The organism is Nonomuraea rosea (assembly GCF_039539705.1).
Lineage (GTDB): Bacteria > Actinomycetota > Actinomycetes > Streptosporangiales > Streptosporangiaceae > Nonomuraea > Nonomuraea rosea.
Map to the genome: position 1 here is coordinate 356,121 of NZ_BAABDQ010000002.1, position 18,649 is coordinate 374,769.

Below are 18,649 nucleotides of genomic sequence, written 5' to 3' on the forward strand. Positions count from 1 at the left end.
CCGGTCCGTCGCGCGGCGAGGCCGGTCCGTCGCGCGGCGAGCCCGGCCTTTCGCGACGGGAACCGGGCTCGGGGTGGGAGCCCGGCTCGCCGGGGGAGCCCCGCCGTGCGCCGTCGCCTGCGGACCGGCGGCGGCCGGGACGGGGAGTGGACGCCGACGGTTACCGGCGCGCCCTGGCCGTGCACGCGGCCGGCGTCGTGGTCATCACCGCGCAGAGCGACGGCATCCCGGTCGGGCTGACGGCGACGTCGTTCTCGTCCGTGAGCCTGGATCCGCCGCTGGTGTCGTTCTACGTGGACCGCTCCTCGACCACCTGGCCCTCGTTGCGCGCGGCCGATCACTTCGCGGTGAACGTGCTGGCCGGCGACCAGGCGGAGCTGGCGTCGAGGTTCGCGCGCAAGGACGTGGACCGCTTCGCCGAGCCCACCAGGTGGCGGCCGGGCCCGCTGGGCACGCCGCTGCTCCAGGACGTCTCCGCGCACCTGATCTGCCTGCCGCACGAGACCGTGGACGTGGGCGACCACATCCTGGTCGTCGGGCTGGTCGCCGAGGCCAGGGTGCACGGGCAGGGCCGGCCCCTGCTCTACCACCAGGGCCGCTTCGGCCGCTTCCTGCCCCACCCGTAAGCGGACGTTCTGTGAGCTTTCGGCCTGCCGCATGCGCTGCGACGTGACGCAGCGAGCGGCAGGCCACTTGGATCATTGACCGGCCGTTGAAACGCTCGCCCGACTGCGGGTAGTTCAGGATCGCGTCCGCAGCGTAGATCGCGTGCTCGGCGCCGACGTCCCCGCGTTCGGAGGCCTCCCAGGGCTCCTGGAGCTCGCCTGCTCAAGGGCCGTACGAGCGCACTCGTGTGGCCCCGGCCACGTCATTGGGGCCGGGGCCACACAGGGGGGAGCTCAGGCGGCGATCGGCGAATAGGCCGCCGCGTCGCCGGTCAGCACCGTGCTGGGGCGGCCGTCCACCCCGACCGGCACCTCGCCCGCGATCGTGACCCGGTGCAGCCGCCGCGGCCGGTCACCGAAGTCGTGGACCACCCGGTGCTGCGTCGCCCGGTTGTCCCAGATGGCCACGTCGCCGGGCGACCAGCGCCAGCGCACGGTGTTCTCCACCTCGGTGACGTGCTCCTGGATCAGCCGGATCAGCGCGGCGGAGTCGTGCGCGGTGAACCCCGCCAGGCGCTTGGCGAAGTCGCCCAGCAGGATCGAACGCTCGCCGGTCTCCGGGTGCACGCGCACGACCGGGTGCTCGGTCTCGAACACCGTCGAGGCGAACACCTCGGCGTACTTGCGAGCCCGGTCCGGGTCGTCCGCGGTGGCGACGCGGCCGTAGTCGTACTGGTTGGTGTGCACGGCCCGCAGCTGATCGAGCAGGGCGCGCAGCGCGGCGGGCAGGTGCTCGTACGCCGTCACGGTGTTGGCCCACAGCGTGTCGCCGCCGGCGGCGGGGACGGTGATCGCGCGCAGCACCGAGGCCAGCGGCGGCCGGTCCACGAACGTCACGTCGGTGTGCCAGCGGTCCACCTTGTGGCCGTTGCGGTAGTCGAGGTCGAGGATGTGGCCGTTGCCGTCGAGCGAGGGCACGGTGGGATGGGCGGCGGTCGGCTCGCCGAGCAGCCGGGCGAAGGCCACCTGGCTCTGCTCGTCGAGGTGGTCCTGGCCGCGGAAGAAGACCACCTTGTGGCCGAGCAGGGCCAGGCGGATCTCCGCCAACACGCCCGGGGGCAGGTCGCCGCCGAGCCGCACGCCGGAGATCTCGGCGCCTATGCGGCCCGCGACGGGGACGATGGACAGGGATGACATGGGTTGTTTCCTTCCGTAAGAGGGATGTGCTGGGGACGGAAGGAGGGACAGAGCGCGCTGGCCACGCGGCAGAAGTCCACGTGGCCCCGGATCGTCAGAGCCGTGGTCGTCACGTTCCCCAACGTAGATCGCCCGCCCTGTGATGTCAATCTAACTGGTAGGGAATTAGGGTTTTACCGATGGTTGACGCATGGGGCGCGGGGCGGCTACAACTGTTCTAGAACACTAGAACTCCGGAGGGACGACCATGGCTGACAAGCAGGTGCTCGCCGATCGGGCGGGACCGTACTTCGGCGGGTTCGGGGGCAGGTTCGCTCCCGAGGCCCTGGTGGCGGCCCTGGACGAGCTGGATCTCGGCTACCGGGAGGCGCTGGCCGACCCGGAGTTCACCGCGCGGCTGGAGGGGCTGCATCGCACGTACTCGGGGCGGCCGAGCCTGATCACCGAGGCGCCGGCCTTCGCCGCGCACGCCGGGAACGCGCGCGTCCTGCTCAAGCGCGAAGACCTCAACCACACCGGGTCGCACAAGATCAACAATGTGCTCGGTCAGGCATTGCTCACCGCGCGCATGGGCAAGCGCAGGATCATCGCCGAGACCGGCGCCGGCCAGCACGGCGTGGCCGCCGCCACGGCCGCCGCCCTGCTCGGGCTGGAGGCCGTCGTCTACATGGGCGAGGTGGACATGCGGCGCCAGGCCCTGAACGTCGTCCGCATGCGCCTGCTCGGCGCCGAGGTCGTCCCCGTGACGTCGGGCTCGCGCACCCTCAAGGACGCCATGAACGAGGCCATGCGCGACTGGGTGGCCAACGTCGAGCACACCCACTACCTGATCGGCTCCGTGGCGGGACCGCATCCGTTCCCGACGATGGTACGCACGTTCCAGGAGGTCATCGGCGTGGAAGCGCGCCAGCAGGTCCTCGGGCTGACGGGCCGCCTGCCGGACGTCGTGTGCGCCTGCGTGGGCGGCGGCTCGAACGCGATCGGCATCTTCCACGCCTTCCTGGACGACCCGGGGGTCGAGCTGGTGGGACTGGAGGCCGGGGGAGACGGGGTGGGGACGGGCAGGCACGCCTCGGCCGTCTCGGGCGGCTCGCCCGGCATCCTGCACGGGAGCCGGACGTTCGTCCTGCAAGATGAGCACGGCCAGACGCTGGAGAGCCACTCGATCTCCGCGGGGCTGGACTATCCCGGGGTGGGGCCGCAGCATGCCTGGCTGCACGACCTCGGCAGGGCCCGCTACGAATCGGTCGGGGACGCGGAGGCGATGGAGGCGTTCCGGCTGCTGTGCCGTACCGAGGGGATCATCCCGGCCATCGAGAGCGCGCACGCGCTGGCCGGGGCCATCAGGGAGGGCCGGCGGCTGGGGCCGGACGGCCTCGTGCTGGTCAGCCTGTCCGGGCGCGGCGACAAGGACATGGACACGGCCGCCCGCTACTTCGGCCTGCTGGACGACGGCGACGCCGGGCCGTTGGACGGCCGCGATCGTGGGCTGTTGGACGACCGCGATCGTGGGTCACTGGACGACCGCGACCGCGACCGCGACCGTGGGTCGCTGGACGCTCGTGATTCCGGGGTGCTGGTGGACGAGGGGAGTGGCGCGTGAGCGTGCGGGCGATCGTCGAGCGGGCCGGGAGTGAGGGGCGCGCGGCGCTCTTCGGATACCTCCCGGTCGGCTTCCCCGACGTGGGCACGTCGGTGGCGGCGATGAAGGCGATGGTCGCGGGCGGGGTGGACGTGGTGGAGGTGGGGCTGCCGTACTCGGATCCGCTCATGGACGGGCCCCTCATCCAGCGCGCCACCGAGGCGGCGCTCGCGGGCGGGGTCACTCCGGCCGACGCGCTCACCGCCGTCCGCGAGCTGGCGGCGGACGGGATTCCCGCGCTCGTCATGACGTACTGGACGGTGATCGACCGCTACGGGGTGGACGCGTTCGCGGCCGACCTGGCGGCGGCGGGCGGGGCCGGGATGATCACGCCCGACCTCATCCCCGACGAGGCCGCCGGCTGGCATGCGGCGGCCGAGAGGCACGGGCTCGACCGCGTCCACCTGGTCGCGCCGACCTCGACCCCCGAGCGCCTGGCCCGCGCGGCGCGGTCGTCGCGCGGCTTCCTGTACGCGGCTTCGCTGATGGGGGTGACGGGGGAGCGGGCGCTGGTGGGTGCGGGCGCGAAGGACCTGGTCGCGCGTACGAAGGAGGTCACCGACCTGCCGGTGTGCGTGGGGCTGGGGGTCGGGAACGGGGATCAGGCGGCGGAGGTCGCCGCGTTCGCCGACGGAGTGATCGTGGGCTCGGCCTTCGTCCGCGCGCTGATGAACGCACCGGACGCGGCATCGGGCGTGGCGGCGGTGGCGGCGGTGGCCCGCGACCTCGCGGCGGGCGTACGACGACGCCCGGTCCCCGGCCGCCCCTTGAGCGCCCGCACATAGCCGAGCGGCCACCTGTGGCCGCGTCCGGGCGTCCGGCTCTGGGCGTCGAGGCGGCGTCCACGCGTCCGGGCGTCCAGGCGTCCGGGCGTCCAGGCGTCCGGGCGTCCAGGACGGGGCTCAGGCGTCCAGGCGGAGGGAGACGGCCGGTTGCGGCACCTGGCGTCTGGTGGTGAAGACGATGTGGGACGCGCACATCAGCGCCCGGTCCACCAGCACCGGCCGGTCGTCCGCGTCGAAGGTCACCCGCGTGCTCAGCAACGCGGCGCTCCCGGCCGGCTGGCTCAGCAGAGCGGCCTGCTCCTCCGACAGCACCACGGGCTTGACGGCCTCCGTCGCCCACGCCGGCGAGACGCCGCACCGCTCCTCGATGAGCGTGTAGAGGGGCGTGCGTTCGAGCTCCCCTTCCGCCAAGGACTCCAGGAACGGCGTGGGCCGCCCACCCCCCGAGGACGTCACGGTCAGGGAGAGCGGGACGTACGAGAGCTGGTGGATCACGGGGGAGCCGCTCACGACGCGCAGCCGTTCGACGACCGTGACCTCGGCGTGCGCGGCGAGCCGCAGCTCCGCCCGCACCGGCCCAGGCGGCTGCGCACGGCGTACCCCCAGCACCACCGTCTCCAGCTCGATCCCCTGCCGCGCGAGATCGTCGGCGAGGCTGCCCAGGCTGTTCATCTGGTAGGGGATCACGGTCCCCGCGACGAACGTGCCGAGACCGTGGCGCTGCTCGATCCGCCCTTCCGCGCTGAGCCGCTGCAGCGCCTGGCGCACCGTCATGAGGCTCACGCCGTAGTGGGCGCCGAGCTCCCGCTGCGAGGGCAGCGGCTGGCCGGGCTCGAACTCGCCGCCGTCGATCTGCTCAAGCAGATCACGGTAGATCGCCTGATATTTCGGCTCGCCCCCCTGCGACCCCGCGAGGTGCGGCCGCGGTTTCCCCTGGGGGAACGTCGGCATGTGCGTCTCCCTGCTGACAAGCTCCAACGCCACAGCCTATTGTCGCCGCCCGCCCGATCGCGCCCGGCTCGGCTCGGTCCGCGCTCTTCAGAACATCCCGTTGGAATTCTGGCTCTGCTCGGGGATGTCCTGCATGACGTCCCAGTGCTCGACCAGCTTGCCGTCCTCCAGCCGGAACACGTCCATGATGGCCACGCCGCGCTGGCCGGGCACGCGGACCGCGTGAACGTGCGCGGTCACGTACGCGCCTTCCGCGACCATCCGCTTGACCTGCACGCGCAGCTCGGGAAACGCGGTCTTGAGCTGGCGCAGCCGGGCCTGGAGTCCCGCCACCCCGTCGCCGATCTGCGGGTTGTGCTGGATGTAGGGCTCTCCGACGAACGCGCTCGCGGCGTCGGCGTCCTTCCGGTTGAACGCGGTCTCGTAGAACTCGAGCACGGTTCTCTTGTTCGCCTCAAGCTGCGGCTGCGCTGACTGCAGGGCGGCGCTCATAGGTCACTCCTTAAGTGAACGGCTGTAGCGCTACGACTGTAGTCTTACATGCGTCTTCGTACAATGCCTTTCATGAACGACGCAGCCGAGACCAGGACCCGCGGCCGTAACCCGCGCGGACAGGGCGAGCGGTTGCGCGAGGAGATCGTCGCGGCCACCCTGGAGCTGCTCGACGGCCTCGGCGACGACCAGGCCCTGTCGATGCGCGCGGTCGCGCGCGCGGTCGGCACCGCCGCCACGTCCGTCTACCTGCACTTCTCCGACCGGGACGCCCTCGTCCTGACCGCTCTGGAGCGCGGTCACCAGGAGCTGACGCGCGCGATCGACGCCGCGGAGTCGGATGCGGGCGATCCGGTGGCCAAGCTCCGCGCGCGCATCCTCGTGCTGGCGGGTTGGGCGTACGCGCACCCGGGGCTGTACAAGGTGCTGCACGAGAGCACGCTCAACCAGCGGGCCGACATGGCCTTCAAGCGGGAGCTCGGGGACCGGACCGCCGAAGCCGTGCGGAGCTGCATGGGCGCCGGGCTCGTTCCGGTGGACGACGCCGCGCTGATCGCGCTCGACCTGCGGGCGGCCGTGCACGGAGCCGTGTCGATGCGCCTCAACCAGCCGGACCACCCGTGGCCGCCGCTGGCGGAGCAGGTCGAGCGGTTCCTCGTCAAGCTGGTGGGGGTTCCCGGAGCGGAATCACGATGATCGCCGTCGTCGGCTGAGTGCCCAGGCCGGAGCCGCCGCGGTCCGGGCTCCCTGACCGCGGCGACCCCTGGCTTCCGACCTCAGAACGCGGCGATCCGGATGGCCAGGCGCGGCGCCGGCAGGTCGGCCGACTGGCGCCAGGAGAACGCCGTCAGCTCGCTGAACTGGAGCGTGACCGCCGTGTCCCTGACCCGGACGGCGAACCGGAAGTCCGCATGCCAGTGCTCGGGCTCGCCGCTCGCCGGGTCCGCGGGGACCTGATGGAGCTCGATGTCCACGGGCGCGATGCCGGGCGCGGGCAGGGAGACGGCGTGCCGCCAGGCGATGCCCGTCTCCTCCTCCAGCGCGCGCAGGGCCGTGGCGTAGAGGCTGTCGTCCCCGGGCTCGATGTGGCCACCGGGCAGCAGCCAGCGGTTAAGCGCCCGATGATGGGTCATCAGGATCCGGCCGGCGTCGTCCACGGCGGCGGCGCTGCAGGTGACGTGGAGCGGGAAGGTCTTGCGTGAGGCGATGTCGAGGCCGGGGCCGAGAGAATGGGTCAGCCTGGCGACACCCGGTGCCCGGTCGGGGTGGGCGTCGAGATAGTCCGCCAGGACGGCGCGAATTTGCTCGTGGGTGACGGTCATGACATCCCATGGAAGTAGGTCTGACGGGGTCCCCGCAATCGACTGCCGGACTTCGGGGGAAAGCTCCTACATGCCAGAATCGTGCGCTCTGCTGGGCGTTTGAGCGCTACGGGAGTCATGTGGAGTGTAGCCCTATGAATGGCTTTTGACGGGGAAGAGGCGTCCCGGTCCGAGGGTGTCGAGAGGCCCTTTCAGGCGGCCCGGCTCGATTCGCGTACGACCAGCTCGGTCGCGAGCTCGATGTGGCGGGACTCGACCTCCTCGCCGGCGGCCCGGCGCAGCGCGGTGCGCAGGGCGATCACCCCCATCTTGAGCAACGGCTGGCGTACGGTGGTCAGCCGCGGCGACGCCATGACGGCGAGCTCGGTGTCGTCGAAGCCGACGATGCTCAGGTCGTCGGGCACCCGCAGCCCGCGGGACGCGGCCGCGTGCACGGCGCCCAGGGCGATCTCCTCGGAGGCCGCGAAGATGGCCGTCGGCTCGGGCCGCAGGCCGAGCAGGACCGCGGCCTCCCTCAGCCCGTCGTCATAGCAATATCCGCCCATGCGTACGTGATCGGGCAGCACGGGCGCGCCCGCGGCTTCCATGGCGGCCCGGAATCCGTGCATGCGCGCCTGGCTGAAGCTCGCCGACGCGGGGCCGCCCAGATAGGCGATGCGGCGATGCCCCAGAGCCAGCAGATGCTGCGTGGCGGCCAGGCCGCCGGCGAAGTTGGTCGGGCCGACGCTGGTCACGAGACCCTGCGGCTGGTCCACCGGGTCGACGACCACCACCGGCAGGCGGGCCCGCGACAGCGTGGCGAGCTGCGCCGGGCTCGGCTCGCCGCACACGGTGATGAGCGCGCGCCGCTCGGCGGCGACCAGGGCGCGGGCCCAGGCGGTGCCACCGTCGGTCATGCCGTCGCCGTCGGTGACGATGACCGCCACGCCCGCTTCGTTCCCGGCTTTGATCACGCCCTTGAGAATCTCGGTGACGTAGGCGCACAGCCCACCGTTCACCTGCACCTCGACCGTGGGTGGCCGCTCGGCCCTGCGACGTGCGGAGGCGGCGACATAGCCGTGCTTCACGAGGAGGGACTGCACCAGCGCCCGGGTGTCCGGGGCGACGTCCCTGCGGTCGTTGAGTACCTTCGACACGGTGGCCACGGACACGCCGGCCGAGGCGGCGATCGTGGCCAGGGTGACGCGCCCAGAGCGGCTAGACATCGGTTCCTCCCCCTGCTCGTCCCCACTCTAGAGCGCCTGCCGATCCGCCACTCGCCCATTTTCGCGGGCTGCGGCCCGCGCTCATCCACGGCGGTCGCCGGAATGTGCCCTCCCCGTACGGGGCTTGGCCGGGGCGGCGGGGCAGGAAGGCCGACAGGGTGGCCCGCCGGGAGTGACCCGCGACGGCCGCCGTTCCTTTGTCGCGATTTCCCCCCTTCCGGCGGTCGTAGATCATCTATGTTGGTGCCTGACTGTTGGGCCAGGTGTGCTGATGAGGGGGATCCGATGGGTGAGGGACCTGTGGAGAACGACAGGGCAGCGATCACGGCGCGGATCGACACCTCTGTCCCACACCCGGCCCGCGTGTGGGACTACTGGCTCGGTGGCAAGGACAACTACGCGCCTGACCGCGAGGTGGGCGAAGAGATCGTGAAGGTCATGCCGGACCTGCCGGTCAACGCCCGCGCCGAGCGGGAGTTCATCGGCCGCGCCGTCGGCTACCTGGCCGGCGAATGCGGCGTCGACCAGTTCCTGGACGTGGGCACGGGCATCCCGGCGGCGGACAACACCCATGAGGTGGCGCAGCGGGTCAACCCCAAGGCGCGGATCGTCTACGTCGACAACGATCCGATCGTGCTGGTCCACGCCCGGGCGCTGCTCGTCGGCAGCCAGGAGGGGGCCACCGACTACCTCGACGCCGACCTGCGCGAGCCCGAGCCCATCGTCCGCGAAGCGGCCAGGACGCTGGACTTCTCCCGCCCGATCGCGTTGATGCTGATGGGCGTGCTGGAGTTCGTCCCGGACGCCGGCCAGGCGCATGCCTCGGTGCGCACGCTGCTGGACGCCCTGCCGTCGGGCAGCTACCTGGCGATCGCGCACAGCGTCCGCAGCCCTTCGATGGACGACGCCGCCGCCCAGTGGAACGCCAGCGGCGCCACGACGCTCACCTTGCGCACCCCGGAGCAGCTGCAGGCCTTCTTCGAAGGGCTGGACCTGGTGGAGCCGGGCCTGGTGTCGCTCCCGCAGTGGCGGCCGGACTCCGGCACCAGCTACGGCGACCGCCAGGTGTTCCAGTACGGCTGCCTGGGCCGCAAGCCTTAGCACGTGGCCCGATCCACTCTCACACGGGGCGCTTGCCGCCGGAATCGCCGTCGGCCAGGACCATGGCTGCCTGCGGTGTCCTGATCACGTTCGCATCCGTGCACGGCGACGACGGGTCGGCCGCCTGCGCCGGAACGGCTCCCATCGCCAGGACGACGGTCAGGCCCGCGAGCGGGGCGGCGGCGCGGCGGGTCCAGGTGGGGACTTTCATACAGCTCTCCCAGCGGGTCGGTGATCGCGACAGGTGCTGCCAACAGCATCGGTGCTGGAGCTCCAGCCGTCCAGCCCCCGGGGCGGCCGGTGTCCGCAAACGGTCACCTGGCGGACAGGGCGCGGCGCGCTCGCCTACGCCCCCCGGGTATTAGCCTGATAACCGCGTCCCCGCGTTTGTCTCGGGCTGGGAGGTCAAATGGCGGCCGACCCTGTCGTCCTGTTCATGGCGATGCTCAGTCTCCTGCTCGGTCTGGGCTCGTTCGCCTGGCAGATGTGGCGCTCTCAAGACGGGGGCAACGAACGGCTGCACACCATCTCCTGGTTACTGCTCGCCCTGTTCCCGGTCATACTCCTGTTCTCTTTCTTTCCGCAGAGCGAGTTCTCCGCGGGCTTCATGGGCGCGACCATGACGGGGGCGGCCGGCCTGTTCGTCTTCATCTGGTGGTACGGCCCGCGAGCCATGCGCACCGCGGGCCGGCTGGACGAGGAGAAGAAGGCGAACGCGGCCCTGCGCAAGCGGCTCGACACGGAGGAGAAGATACGCCGGCCGCGGCAGATCGCGGAGACGCGGACCTATGACTACACCGTGGCCGGGCATCCGGAACGGAAGATCGTCCTGATCACCGGCGACCTGCGCAACGTCAAGGACGTCGACGTGTGGGTGAACTCCGAGAACACCGACATGCAGATGTCCAGGTTCCATGAGCGCTCGATCTCCGCCGTCATCCGCTACGAGGGCGCCCGCCGTGACCCGCTGACCGAGCGGGTGACCGAGGACTGCGTCGCCGACGAGCTCGGCGCGCAGGTGCGCGCCAACGTGCCCGTCGAGCCCGGCACCGCCATCGTGACCGCCCCGCACCAGCTCGCCGGGCGCAACGGCGTCATGGGCATCGTGCACGCCGCCGTCGTCCACGGCACCGCGGGAGCCGGATACCGGCAGGTGGACAATCTGGGCGCGTGCGTACGCAATGTGTTCCTGCGCGCGGAGCAGATCGAGGACGGCGAACGGCGGGCGGCCTCGATCGTGTTCCCCATTTTCGGCACCGGCGAGGCGGGCGCGGAGATCGAGCCGACGGTACGGAGCATGCTGGCCGCCATTCTCGCCCACTTGGGCGACAACAGCCCGCAACGCATCGAAACGGTCTATTTGCTCGCCTATACCGACGCCGAATTGGCCGTCTGCGAAAAAGCGTTTGACGAGTGCGAGCGAATCCGGCTGCGTACGAAAAATAAAGCAGTTTCATCCGGCGGGCGGGATTCCTAGACTTTTATCCCGTGGACACCCCTACTCTTCTCTCGCATTTCCGGACACACGACACCCCGCTGGTTCTCTCCCGGAGTGGCGATCTGGCGTGGGACGACGTGGAGCTCCACCGGACCGCGCGGCTGAGCGACCCCGAGGGATACGCGCTGCTCGCGCTGGTGCCCGGTGTGCTCCCCTGGCAGCGCGCCCGCGTGCTGCTGCGTACGCTGGCGGACGCGCAGGACGGCCTCGACGACCGGACCAGGGACATCCTGGCCAAGGTCACGCGGGCGCTCATGTTCGGCCTGCCGCCCGCGCACGTCGTCACCGCGCTGCTCGCGCTGCGGCGAATGCGCGCCAACCACAAGCACGCCACCCGGGCCGTCCTCGCCTTCGTCCTGGAGCACCCGGACGCGGGCGAGCTCATCGAGGCGCGCCGGGCCGCCCTGGCCGACTGCTTCGAGCACGCGCTCGGCAAGGCGACCGCACGGGCGTGCGCGCGCCTGATCACCGCCGGCGACACCGGCGGCGGCTACCTGAACAGGCACCTGCTGCGGTTCACGGCCCGCCCGGACGTGGCGGTCGAGCGGGTGCGCGCGCTCTACGCGCCCGGCACGTACGGAGCGGTCGCCCCGCAGGAGCCGCCCGCGCCGCTGGACCCGGTCAGGGAGCACGTGCCGATCGTCACGCCGACCAACCGGGGCGACATCGCCGCGACGCTGGTGCACCTCTACCGGGGCGGACCGGCGGCCGAGCTGCGTCCCGCCCTGGCGGGATACGTGGCCGAGGCGACGCGCGGGCTGCCGCGCCTGCCGGGCAGCGTGGCCATGGTGCTCGACACGTCCGGCTCCATGCGCGGCTACGGCGAGCGCGAGTGGGCGGTCATGTCGCAGGCCGGCGCGCTGCGGCTGGTGCTCGCCGAGGTGTGCGAACGGCTCACGGTCATCGAGACCGGCGGCCCCGAGCACGACCCGGCGCACGCCACCGACCTGGCGACCGGGCTGCTTGACGCGCTCGACACCGCGCCCGACCTGGTGGTGATCGTCACCGACGGCTACGAGAACCACCTGCCGGGCGACCTGGCCAGAGTGGTCGCCACCCTGCCGTACACGGGGGACGCCACGCCCGTGGTGCTCTGCCAGGCGACGTTCACCCGTGGCGACGACCTGACCCTGCGCGACCCGGCGCCGGACCTGCCGCGGCAGGCGTTCTGGCACCAGGACGACTTCGCCGGGCTGCTGCCGTGGCTGTTCGGCCACTGCGCACCGGGCGAGCGCTGGATCCGCACCGCGATGCTCGACCAACTGGAAGGAGGAAGGACATGACACCGCTCAGCACGCTGCTGCCCGCGCCGCTCGACCTCGGCGGCTACCGCGCGGGAGCGCCCCAGCGGGCCGGGGCGCTGACCATGGTGCCGGTCTGGGGCCCCGAGCGGCCCGGGATCGTGCCGCCCCGCTCCGGGCTGAAGCTCAAGCGGGTCGTCGGCTACGGCCAGGTGGAGCTGCACAACGGCGCCCGCGAAGGCGTGGCGATCGTGCCGCTGCACCTCGGCTACATCCAGGACGCCGCCCAGAACCACGCCCTGTGCTCCTCGGCGCTGCTCGGCGCGGGGCAGACCAGGCGCTTCGACGACGCCTGCTGCGTCCAGTCCGGGCAGGGTGGCTATCTGGAGGGCCGCGACCAGTGGTTCTTCGTGCTGCCCGCCGAGCTGCGCGCCCAGGCGATGCGGCTGCGCGGCCGCAAGGACTACGCCAAGCTGTGGCCGGACATCACGGCGCTCAACCGGTCGTACGGGCTGCCGTCCCGAGGGCACCTGGAGCAGATCCTGTCGCGCAAGCGGGCGACGCTGACCCAGTTCCAGAGCCGGCTGGAACTGCTGCCCGGTCAGCTCGGGGCGCTGTTCTTCCTCCGTGACCGGTTCGCCGGGCTGGAGCTGGCGCCCGACCCGGTCTACTTCGCCGAGATGTGGATGGCCCTGGTCTGCTTCGCGTACGGAGTCGGCGCCTGGCAGGCGGAGCCCGGACGCGGGGAGGCGGAGCCGTACGACGCCACGAGCCTGGCCGGGCTGCGCGCGGAGCTGGCGCGCGACCGGGCCGGGCGGCTGGCCGAGGTGGCCTCCTGGCTACCGGAAACCGGCGGTGACCTGCGGATGGTCGAGGAAGAGCGCTATCTGGACCTGCGGCTGTCCACCGTCACCGGCGGCGGGCTGGCCGGCCAGGTGGTCACCGAGCACGGCCGGCCGGTCTACGCCTCCGTCTTCGCGGACGGGTGACCGGCGCACGATAATTCGGTTGCGGCACCCGCGGAGGCGGGAGTTGAATGATCAGTGCGGGAACTGAGCCGGGCGCGGCGGACCAAACCCTCATTCCATGTAAGGGATGGTCGTAACTACATACGATCCTCATGGGTCCGCCGAGGCGCCGGCCGCCTGTCCCGCACTTCACCCCCGCCAATGGCCTTATACGCCGATATCTCGGGTCTTACTAGATCTTGTCAGACCGGTGAAGCGGTGTTACCTCTTGCGAAGATGCGCGCAATATGCGCATCCCTGGCACGCAGGAGGGAATCGTGTCGACCAAGCCTTGGTTACGCAGCACGCTCATCGTCGTCGCGGTCATCGCGTCGGCTCTACCCCTAGCAGGGGCCGCCCAAGGTCAGCCCGGCGGACAAGCTCCAGAGATCCACGACTTCCAGGCCGAGAACCACGGCAAACCCGATCTTGACAACCGTCAGGGCCGGGTGCCGCCGCCCACGGGGGCGAACGCGCGCAGCGCCGGCTCCACGGCCGAGATCCGCTGGAACACACTCGGCACCCCGGCCGCCGTCATCAGCGCCCAGCCGCTGGCCGACGGCCTCGGATCCGATCCGGAACAGGCCGCCCGCAGCTATCTCAAGAGCAACCAGGCCGTCTTCGGCCTGACGGACGAATCGGTGGACGCGCTGGAGAAGGTCGCCGTCAACCCCATCGGCTCAGGTCACGCCGTGCTGCTGCGCCAGCGCTTCGGCGACCTGCCGGCCGGCGTGGACGGCCTCGTCGCGGTCGGCGTGGCCGGCGGCCAGGTCAGGCACGTGACGTCCTCGCTGTCACGCACGACGCAGGCACCCCCGGCGGCCACGCTCAGCGCCCAGCAGGCCATGGAGATCGCGGCCAGGGACGGCGGCATCGACCTGGCCACGGCGGCCACCAAGCAGGCCACCCCGGTGGCGGTGCCGGCGCCCGACGGGGTGCACAGCGCGTACCAGGTGGTCCTGATCGGTGGCGGGCAGCAGGGCGAGACGGCGGCGTACACGACGCACGTGGACGCGGTCAGCGGCGCCATCCTCGTACGCGAGAACCTGGTCGACCACTTCGACCCGGACAACCCGCACTGGTCGGTCTTCCCGTCGAACCCGCGTGACGACTACTCCTCCGCCGACACCCGCAAGACCTGGTGCTTCGCGGCCGGGCCCGGCTGTGACTACGTGACAGGCGGCGACCCGGGCACGGGCAAGGCATGGGACGTCGACCACGCCACGAACACCCCCACCAACTCCAGCCTCGGCAACGCGGCCAGGACCTACGAGAACCGGGCGAACGGCGACCCGTTCAGCGTCGGCACCCGCTCCAACGTGCTCACGCCCAGCAGGAACTACACCTACCCGTGGCAAAACGCCTGGCATGAGGCCAAGTGCGACCCGGCGGCGCTCGACCAGCCCGGCGAGAACGACCTCGAAGCCGCCATCGCCAACCTGAACGCCATGCACAACCGCATGCACGACTGGTCCTACCGGCTCGGCTTCACCGAGAGCGCCTGGAACATGCAGGCCGACAACGGCGACCGCGGCGGGCTCGGCAACGACCCCGAGCAGGGCAACGCCCAGGCCGGCGCGCGAGTGCTGTCCGTACGGGACAACGCCAACCAGATCACCGGCCCCGACGGGGTCGCACCGATCACGAACATGTACCTGTGGCAGCCGATCGCGGGCTCGTTCTACTCCCCGTGCGTGGACGGCGACTACGACATGTCGGTCGTCGGGCACGAGTACACGCACGCCATCTCCGGCCGCATGATCGGCGGCCCGAACGCCGGCTGGAGCGGCGCCCAGGCCGGGGCCATGAACGAGAGCACCTCCGACCTGGTCGCGATGGAGCAGCTCTTCGAGTACGGCTTCCGGCCCTCCGGCCTGACCCCGTACGTCACGGGCGGCTACGTGACGGGCGACAAGGCGCGCGGCATCAGGAACTACGACATGTCGAAGTCCCCGCTCAACTACAGCGACATGAACTACGACATCGTCGGCCAGCAGGTGCACGCCGACGGCGAGATCTGGTCGGCCACGCAGTTCGACGTGCGCGCGGCCTTCGTCAAGCGGTACGGCGACGGCACGGCCAAGCAGCAGCGGGCGTGCGCGGACGGGCAGACGCCGGTGGACAGGTGCCCGGGCAACCGGCGCTGGGCGCAGCTCTCGTTCGACGCCCTGCTCCTGATGGCCTCGGGCGCGGTGAGCTACGTCGATCACCGTGACGCGCTGCTCGCGGCCGACGCGATCCGCTTCGGCGGCGCGAACCAGGACATCATGTGGCGCGCGTTCGCCGAGCACGGCCTGGGCCAGGGCGCGGCCAGCCTCGGCCCGAACGACCCCGACCCGACGCCGAGCTTCGTCAACCCGGCGGGCAAGAACGGCTCGCTGCGGCTCAAGCCGCTCGGCGAGGCGAAGGGTGCGGCGCTGCGGCTGTACGCGGGCGACTACGAGGGCCGCGTGGTCCCGATCGCCGACACCGACCCCGCGACGCCGCTCGGCGACGTCGTGGAGATGACGCCCGGCGCCTACGACTTCGTGGTCGCGGGCAACGGGTTCGGCCACACGCGGTTCAAGTACGTGGTGCTCCCCGGGATCCAGCTGCCGCTTCCGCTGCCGCTGACCCGCAACCTCGCCTCGGCGGCCGGTGGCGCGGCGGCGGCGGGCGACGGCGTCAACCAGGCCAAGCTGATCGACGAGACCGAGGCCACGAACTGGGCCTCGCTCACCGGCGCGCCTGCCGGCAAGTCGGTCGTCGTGGACCTGGCGGGCGACAGCCCGGTGAAGATCCGCAGAGTGCAGGTGAGCGCGATGCTCAGGCCCAACGTCGGCGACCCGGCCGATCCCGGCGCCCAGAACCGCTTCTCCAGCCTGCGCGCGTTCGAGGTGCTGGCGTGCAGCACGGACTGCGCGCAGCCGGCGAACTTCACGAAGATCTACACCAGCCCGTCGAACGCTTTCGACGCCGGGCTGCCGCGTCCCCGGGGCGCGGACCTGATCTTCAAGTCGTTCGGGGTGCGGGCCACCAGCGCCACGCATCTGATGTTCCGCGTGGTCAGCACCCAGTGCACCGGCAACCCCCGGTACGCCGGTGAGCAGGACAGCGATCCGAACTCCGCGACGGACTGCGCGACCGCCAGCCCGCAGCGGGAGCAGGTGAGAGCGGCCGAGTTCCAGGCGTTCGCGCACTGATCGCCGTCGCCGGCCCGCGTTCCCGCCTTCGGGGGCGCGGGCCGGTGGCTTGCCGCTAGTAGTTTGATGTCGTACTATCAGGCGGGTAATCATCTTTGGGAAGGGGATCGTTCCGTCCTGAAGTAGTTAGACGTCAAACTATATGGAGAGTCTCATGCGTACTCTGATCCGCGATGTCCGGGTGTTCGACGGTGAGCGGACCGTGACGGGCGCCGACGTCGTGATCGACGGCGGCCGCATCGGCGAGCCGGGCGGGCCGGTGGACGCCGAGGTGGACGTCGAGGTGGACGGTGCGGGGAAGACCCTGCTGCCGGGCCTGATCGACGCCCACGCGCACGCGTTCGACGGCGATCTGGCGGAGGCGCTGACGTTCGGCGTCACCACCGAGCTCGACATGAACAACCTGCCGCCCATCCTCGCCGCCCAGCGCAGGCAGGCCGCCGAGCGCGACGACGTGGCCGACCTGCGCAGCTCCGGCATGATCGCCACCGCGCCCGGCGGGCACCCGACCCAGATCATGACCACGGACCTGCTCAAGGCCCTGGGCTCCGACGTCGGGCTCGACACGGTCGCCGACGCGGGCCAGGCCAGGGCGTTCGTGGAGGCGCGGCTGGCGGAGGGCGTGGACTACCTGAAGATCGCGGTCGACGACGGCGGGGCGTCGGGGATGTCGCTCCCGGTGCTCAGCCCCAAGGTCGCCGCCGTCCTGGTCGAGGCCGGGCACGCGGCGGGTCTGCGGGTCATCGCGCACACGGTGACCGCGCGGGAGGCGCTCATCGCGCTCGACGCGGGCGCCGACGGGCTCGCGCACCTGTACTCCGACGCGGGGGAGGAGCAGGCCGAGGAGCTGGCCGCCCGGATCTCGTCGTACGACGCGTTCGTGGTCAGCACGATCACCTACATCGAGGCCGTCACCGGGGACCCCGGCGGCCGGGAGCTGCTGCGGGACGAGCGGATCGCGGGACGGATGTCGGAGCGGTCGAAGGCCACCTTCGGCAGGGAGATCACCGACGTGCCCATGCACTCGCAGGGCGTGCGCAACGCGTCGCGGTCCGCTGCGGCGCTGCTGCGGGCGGGGGTGCCGGTGCTGGCGGGCACGGACTGCACGCCGTTCGGGCCGGCGCACGGGGCGGGGCTGCACCACGAGCTGCTGCTGCTGACCCGGGCGGGGCTGACGGCGGAGCAGGCGCTCACCGCCGCCACCAGCCTGCCCGCCCGCTGCTTCGGGCTCGCCGACCGGGGCCGGATCGCGCCGGGGCTCCGGGCCGACCTGCTGCTGGTGGACGGGGACCCGACCACGGACATCACCGCGACCCGCGCCATCGCCGACGTCTGGCGGGCCGGGGTACGTCAGGCGCGCCCGACCGCGTAGGCCGGGCGGCGGACCGCCGGCTGCGCGTCACGCCCGGCCGTCCGGCTCGGCCACGGACTGCCGGCTGCTCCTCGCGCTCGTTCAGCCGGTTCGGCCACGGACTGCCGGGCCGCTTGCCACGCCCAGCCGGTCCGGGTCAGGCCAGCTCTTCCTTGAAGCCCTGGCGCCAGGTGGGATAGCGCAGCTGCCAGCCGAGCTCGCGCTTGGCCTTGGCGTTGGAGAAGCCGCGCCCCTCGGTCATCATCGCCACCGCCGTCCTCCCGGCCAGCGGCCGGGCCAGCCAGACGGGGATCCGCATCGGCGGCTTCGCGCCCGCGCACGCGGCCAGGTAGGGCAGCCACTCGCTGGCCGGGGCAGGCTCGTCGTCGACGATGTTGAACACGCCCCTCACCTGCCGCTCCACGGCCAGGACGGTGGCGCTCGCCGCATCGTCGAGATGCACCCACGAGCTGTGGCCCGCGCCGTTCCCGACGACCGGGTACTGCCGCTTGCGCACCAGCTCCACCTGGTCGTCGGTGGCGCCCGGCCCGTAGAACGCGCCGTAGCGCAGGGCCGCGCCACCGGCCCTGACGACCACGTCCTCAAGGTGGCGGATCGCCGCCGCACCCTTGCCCGTGCTCGTCGGGTCCAGCGGGTCGTCCTCGGTCTTCACCCATCCGCCCTCGCGGATGCCGTTCCACGAGGCGTAGCTCTGCGCGAGGAAGGTGGTCACGCCGGTCGCCTGGGCGGCGGCCAGCAGGTGATCCGTCCCCTCGGTGCGCAGCCGGTTGGTGGTGGCGAACCAGCGGTCGAAGTGCTTGATATCCGGCTTGCCGGAAATGGCGGTCATCTGATGCACGATCGCGTCCGGCTGGGCCAGGGCCACCGCCTCGCCGACCGACGTCGCGTTCAGCCCGTCCATCACGACGGCCTCCGCGCCCAGCCGCTCCAGCAGGCCCAGCTTGGCCGCGCTCGTCGTCGTGGCCGTCACCTGGTGCCCCCGGGCCACCAACTGCGGCACCAGCCGCCGCCCGATCACTCCGTTACCCCCTGCCACGAACACCCGCATG

17 protein-coding genes are annotated in these 18,649 nt (G+C 71.7%); 10 read left to right on the forward strand and 7 right to left on the reverse strand.

The annotated features are described in order from the left end of the window. The first annotated feature begins 146 nt into the window (after positions 1 to 146). Positions 147 to 626 carry a flavin reductase family protein gene (locus tag ABEA43_RS05590; protein ID WP_345559848.1) on the forward strand — a complete coding sequence of 160 codons (480 nt, stop codon included), beginning with the start codon at positions 147 to 149 and terminating at the stop codon, positions 624 to 626. Between the two features lie 273 nt (positions 627 to 899). Here the strand turns inward: ABEA43_RS05590 and ABEA43_RS05595 are convergent, their stop codons facing one another. After that, positions 900 to 1,802, reverse strand: a complete 903-nt coding sequence (locus tag ABEA43_RS05595; RefSeq protein ID WP_345559357.1) for a TauD/TfdA dioxygenase family protein — start codon at positions 1,800 to 1,802, stop codon at positions 900 to 902. A 247-nt stretch (positions 1,803 to 2,049) separates the two neighbouring features. Between ABEA43_RS05595 and trpB the strand changes: the two genes are divergently transcribed. Continuing rightward, positions 2,050 to 3,405, forward strand: a complete 1,356-nt coding sequence (trpB, locus tag ABEA43_RS05600; RefSeq protein WP_345559359.1) for a tryptophan synthase subunit beta — start codon at positions 2,050 to 2,052, stop codon at positions 3,403 to 3,405. Further along, the gene (gene trpA, locus ABEA43_RS05605) at positions 3,402 to 4,229 is read left to right on the forward strand and encodes a tryptophan synthase subunit alpha (protein WP_345559361.1); all 828 of its coding nucleotides are present in this window, start codon (positions 3,402 to 3,404) and stop codon (positions 4,227 to 4,229) included. The genes trpB and trpA overlap by 4 nt, the downstream gene beginning before the upstream one ends. A 117-nt stretch (positions 4,230 to 4,346) precedes the next feature. Here the strand turns inward: trpA and ABEA43_RS05610 are convergent, their stop codons facing one another. Together ABEA43_RS05610 and ABEA43_RS05615 are read right to left on the reverse strand one after the other, a co-directional pair. Continuing rightward, positions 4,347 to 5,180, reverse strand: coding sequence for a GntR family transcriptional regulator (locus ABEA43_RS05610; RefSeq protein ID WP_345559363.1), 834 nt, complete (start codon positions 5,178 to 5,180; stop codon positions 4,347 to 4,349). An 87-nt stretch (positions 5,181 to 5,267) separates the two neighbouring features. Then, entirely contained in the window at positions 5,268 to 5,672 is a 405-nt protein-coding gene (locus ABEA43_RS05615) for a nuclear transport factor 2 family protein (RefSeq protein WP_345559365.1), read from the reverse strand. Positions 5,673 to 5,744: 72 nt separating this feature from the next. On the opposite strand from ABEA43_RS05615, the gene ABEA43_RS05620 reads away from it, so the two are divergent. Next, positions 5,745 to 6,368 carry a TetR/AcrR family transcriptional regulator gene (locus ABEA43_RS05620; protein ID WP_345559366.1) on the forward strand — a complete coding sequence of 208 codons (624 nt, stop codon included), beginning with the start codon at positions 5,745 to 5,747 and terminating at the stop codon, positions 6,366 to 6,368. Positions 6,369 to 6,448: 80 nt separating this feature from the next. On the opposite strand, the gene ABEA43_RS05625 is transcribed toward ABEA43_RS05620, so the two are convergent. Both ABEA43_RS05625 and ABEA43_RS05630 read right to left on the reverse strand, forming a co-directional pair. Further along, positions 6,449 to 6,994: an NUDIX hydrolase gene (locus tag ABEA43_RS05625; protein ID WP_345559368.1), complete on the reverse strand. Its 546-nt coding sequence runs from the start codon at positions 6,992 to 6,994 to the stop codon at positions 6,449 to 6,451. Positions 6,995 to 7,185: 191 nt separating this feature from the next. Continuing rightward, positions 7,186 to 8,199 carry a LacI family DNA-binding transcriptional regulator gene (locus tag ABEA43_RS05630; protein ID WP_345559370.1) on the reverse strand — a complete coding sequence of 338 codons (1,014 nt, stop codon included), beginning with the start codon at positions 8,197 to 8,199 and terminating at the stop codon, positions 7,186 to 7,188. Positions 8,200 to 8,484: 285 nt separating this feature from the next. On the opposite strand from ABEA43_RS05630, the gene ABEA43_RS05635 reads away from it, so the two are divergent. Continuing rightward, positions 8,485 to 9,300 (forward strand): SAM-dependent methyltransferase, encoded by an 816-nt coding sequence (locus ABEA43_RS05635; RefSeq protein WP_345559372.1) that lies wholly within the window; start codon positions 8,485 to 8,487, stop codon positions 9,298 to 9,300. A gap of 19 nt (positions 9,301 to 9,319) precedes the next feature. Here ABEA43_RS05635 and ABEA43_RS05640 read toward each other — a convergent pair whose 3' ends face one another. Continuing rightward, the gene (locus tag ABEA43_RS05640; protein ID WP_345559374.1) at positions 9,320 to 9,511 is read right to left on the reverse strand and encodes a hypothetical protein; all 192 of its coding nucleotides are present in this window, start codon (positions 9,509 to 9,511) and stop codon (positions 9,320 to 9,322) included. A gap of 198 nt (positions 9,512 to 9,709) precedes the next feature. Between ABEA43_RS05640 and ABEA43_RS05645 the strand changes: the two genes are divergently transcribed. From ABEA43_RS05645 to ABEA43_RS05665, 5 genes are all read left to right on the forward strand, one after another. Next, positions 9,710 to 10,777 carry a macro domain-containing protein gene (locus ABEA43_RS05645; RefSeq protein WP_345559376.1) on the forward strand — a complete coding sequence of 356 codons (1,068 nt, stop codon included), beginning with the start codon at positions 9,710 to 9,712 and terminating at the stop codon, positions 10,775 to 10,777. A gap of 11 nt (positions 10,778 to 10,788) precedes the next feature. Further along, positions 10,789 to 12,081 (forward strand): hypothetical protein, encoded by a 1,293-nt coding sequence (locus ABEA43_RS05650; RefSeq protein ID WP_345559378.1) that lies wholly within the window; start codon positions 10,789 to 10,791, stop codon positions 12,079 to 12,081. Continuing rightward, positions 12,078 to 13,028 (forward strand): ARPP-1 family domain-containing protein, encoded by a 951-nt coding sequence (locus ABEA43_RS05655; RefSeq protein ID WP_345559380.1) that lies wholly within the window; start codon positions 12,078 to 12,080, stop codon positions 13,026 to 13,028. Before ABEA43_RS05650 ends, ABEA43_RS05655 begins: the two co-directional genes overlap by 4 nt. Before the next feature lie 296 nt (positions 13,029 to 13,324). Then, complete coding sequence (locus ABEA43_RS05660) at positions 13,325 to 16,228, forward strand: M36 family metallopeptidase (RefSeq protein WP_345559382.1); 2,904 nt, start codon at positions 13,325 to 13,327, stop codon at positions 16,226 to 16,228. 154 nt (positions 16,229 to 16,382) lie between these two features. Next, positions 16,383 to 17,600 carry an amidohydrolase family protein gene (locus tag ABEA43_RS05665; RefSeq protein ID WP_345559384.1) on the forward strand — a complete coding sequence of 406 codons (1,218 nt, stop codon included), beginning with the start codon at positions 16,383 to 16,385 and terminating at the stop codon, positions 17,598 to 17,600. A gap of 136 nt (positions 17,601 to 17,736) precedes the next feature. On the opposite strand, the gene ABEA43_RS05670 is transcribed toward ABEA43_RS05665, so the two are convergent. Next, positions 17,737 to 18,648: an NAD-dependent epimerase/dehydratase family protein gene (locus ABEA43_RS05670; RefSeq protein WP_345559386.1), complete on the reverse strand. Its 912-nt coding sequence runs from the start codon at positions 18,646 to 18,648 to the stop codon at positions 17,737 to 17,739. Position 18,649: the final 1 nt, after the last annotated feature.